Raw genomic sequence first — 3,280 nt, forward strand, 5'->3', positions numbered from 1 at the left:
TGTTGTCTTTTTGTACCGAAAAGCTCAAAAAGCTAGTATTTTGGGTTGACGTGAGGCAGAAAAATTACTCTTACAATTCTTACTCTTACCTCCTCTAAATTCCCATTTTTTTTGAGGGCTGACTCCTACCCGTATTAAAAGACTTTTGAGCGCAAACCCTAATTAAAAAAAATCCACAACTTTAAAAGCAAAGATTAAATAGGTTAAACCTCAGTCTTGTCTCAATTATCTATATATGTAAGTATTGACATCCTCCCGACGCTGCACTTGCACCTGCAGCGCGGGATTCCCTAACATTGCTGTTAGGGGCTTTCTGCTTCTAACGCACCTGCCTCCGAGGCCCTTCCCTCTTTTCGGTCTTACGGTCGCTCCACAGACAAGACAGCGCCGCCAAAGGGGGTCTCCCCCATGAGCGACTGGCGCTGACACTGCTAGCCCAGCAGCCTTTAACTACAATTGCACAGTATATGGAAAAACCGCAAAATTGATTGGTTTTCCCATCTCTCAGCTTCCCTGCGGGAGAACGCGGGTCTTCAACCAACGTTGAGATCAAATTTTTATCTTCAACAAAATTTATCCGTGAGTTTTCATAAGGTGTGATATATAGTCAATCAACTCAAAACTAACTCAAAACGATGATTTAACTTAAGAATAAGTATCTAAATTTAAAGATACTAACTTATTATAAGCTGAGTCAATTACTCGCTTACCTCTCAAGGCACCAGTATTAGCACCAGGACAAATATACTGTAAAGTTTCTGAAGAAAATCGGTCAATCAAAAATTTAACACTTTGAACCTGTCTAGGCCAATGAAAAGTCTTAGCAATACGCAACGGAACAGCTTCCCCCTGAATATTAGGTAATAAATGACGACCTGTAAATAATACCCCTCCATTCCCTGAGTAATATAGACAAGACGAACCAGGAGTATGACCAGGAGTCCAGAAAATATTAGTATGTGGACTCAAATTAAACTCCTGTTCAAAAGTAGTTACTTTTAACCCAGGCAACAAATAAGCTTCTTGTTCTTGAATTAGAATCTCACATTTGAAAGATGCTTGAATTTCCTTTGCCTTGCCAATAGCACTACGATGGGTAATATACAACCACTTTACTCCTCCGTGTTCCATGATAAATTTTAAGTTTGTTTCATTATCGGCAGGACAATCAATCAGAATGTTCGTCTGATTCTCTACAATAAAATAAGAAGTTCCTCCTAAAGTATCTCGGTTTGGCGAAAAAGCGAAAATATTTTCCAGGACAAATTGGGGAGGTTTGGAGACAAAAGGCTGTTGTGTCAAGGCAGTATTTTTACTTAATTAGAAATAGACAGAACTTAGTAAACTATTATGGTCTTTTTATTAATTCTATTAGGAGTTATTACATACTTCATATTACAGAGCAGTGTCAGCAAAATTACTCGCACTCCTATCTGGATATTATGGCTAGTAATGATGACACCTGCTTTAATATGGACGAGTTGGATGTTAATCTATGGTCAAAAGCAACTACCACCTGCATTAATTATCATCCCTTTTGTTTTGTGTCCTTATCTGTACTGGTTATTGGTACAACAGGGACGTTATACTCCTAGTCAATCAGATAAATCAAAAATAGAAAATAGTAACTCCCAGAGTCAACCAGAAATCGACCCTACTCGAACTATCAACCAAACTCCACCAAAACTAGCAATAGACAAAACAGAAGAAATCAGCCTACGAAATTGTTTTCCTTGGACAGTTTACTATCTAAGGAATTTAGAGTATAGAGCTCAAGCAGTTATTTGTCGAGGTCAGTTACGTTCTAACCCAGAAAAAGCTTATCAAACAGTACGAGAAAATGTAGAAGGAAAATTTGGCGATCGCTTCCTAGTAGTATTTCAAAATAGCTTTCAAGGTAAACCTTTTTTTGCTCTAGTTCCTAACCCACTTTGTAGTAAGAATAAAACTCAAGAGTCTGAAGAATATAAAAGACCTATAATGTTGGCTTTAGGATTATTACTAATCACTTTATTTACTACTACATTAGTAGGGGCGAGAGAAATAGTTGGTATTTCTGAAGATGCTATACAATATGACCCTAATTTATTAATTCAGGGTCTACCTTATGGAATTGCTCTTATCCTAATTTTAGGATGCCATGAATTTGGTCATTATATAACAGCTCAATTATACAAAATCCGTACAACTTTACCATATTTTATTCCAGTGCCGTTTTTCTTAGGAACTTTTGGCGCATTTATTCGGATGCAAAGTCCTGTACCTAATCGTAAATCTTTATTTGATGTTAGTATAGCAGGTCCTATTGCCGGATTAGTAGTCACAATACCTCTATTAATTTGGGGTTTATCTAACTCTAGTGTTGTGCCTCTTTCTGAAGATTCAGGAATATTATCTATAGATTCATTAAATCCGACTTTTTCTTTTTTATTAGCTGTATTAAGTAAATTAGCATTAGGTGCGGAGTTAACTTATAACAAAGGTATAGATTTACATCCAGTAGCAGTGGCTGGTTATATAGGTTTAGTAGTTACTGCATATAATTTAATGCCTATTGGGCAACTTGATGGTGGTCATATAGTACACGCTATGTTTGGGCAACGCACTGGTATGGTTATTGGTCAAATTTCCCGATTTTTATTATTGTTATTAGCGTTTATAAATAAGGAATTTTTATTTTTAGCAATCTTTCTGTTTTTATTGCCTCTTGCTGATGAACCTGCTCTTAATGATGTTAGTGAACTAGATGATAAACGTGACTTTTTAGGATTGTTAATGTTAGGTTTATTGATAATAATTTTATTGCCAGCACCAAAGATGGTAATACAGTGGTTAAATTTCTAATTGATAGGTAAGCATTCAGCAGTCAGCAATCAGCAATCAGCTATTAGCTATTTACTTTAGTTGTAGATCAAAGCTTTATTAATTTAGTCAAAATTAAATTTTACTATAAAAGCCGACTTTAAAGTCTATATTCATTTAAACCTCTTCCTTAAGGTTAGAATATTATTGTACTCAAGCTGACAGGTAATACCTGAATGCTTACATTGATAGTAGGAACTAAGTATATAGCAATTTTATTTGAGTTGTGTAAAAAAACTCAACACTTTTATTTAGGCAAAAGGCAACAGTTCAACAATTAATAATTAATAATTATCTCTTCTTATAAAGAAGAGGATTGGCGCTCAAGGATTTTTTTTTCTCCATGAATATATAGGCTTTATACCTTTATTTTTGGATAAAAAGGTTTCCTGAACTTTTTAATCTCAGAAAATAACCA

Annotated in this window: 2 protein-coding genes; one reads left to right on the forward strand and one right to left on the reverse strand. The window is 35.2% G+C overall.

Annotation, left to right across the window (positions count from 1 at the left end; genetic code table 11):
• Nucleotides 1-645: 645 nt before the first annotated feature.
• Nucleotides 646-1,302 carry an MBL fold metallo-hydrolase gene (locus F6K22_RS36765; RefSeq protein WP_293109651.1) on the reverse strand — a complete coding sequence of 219 codons (657 nt, stop codon included), beginning with the start codon at nt 1,300-1,302 and terminating at the stop codon, nt 646-648.
• 48 nt (nt 1,303-1,350) lie between these two features.
• Between F6K22_RS36765 and F6K22_RS36770 the strand changes: the two genes are divergently transcribed.
• The gene (locus F6K22_RS36770) at nt 1,351-2,844 is read left to right on the forward strand and encodes a site-2 protease family protein (RefSeq protein WP_293109653.1); all 1,494 of its coding nucleotides are present in this window, start codon (nt 1,351-1,353) and stop codon (nt 2,842-2,844) included.
• The last annotated feature ends 436 nt before the right edge of the window (nt 2,845-3,280 follow it).

Origin of the sequence: Okeania sp. SIO2F4, assembly GCF_010672385.1 — a bacterium.
Lineage (GTDB): Bacteria > Cyanobacteriota > Cyanobacteriia > Cyanobacteriales > Microcoleaceae > Trichodesmium.

What these genes read in the sequence shown, in the direction of transcription:
- F6K22_RS36770 (WP_293109653.1), top strand. Translation starts at nt 1,351, where the DNA reads ATGGTCTTTTTATTAATTCTATTAGGAGTTATTACATACTTCATATTA.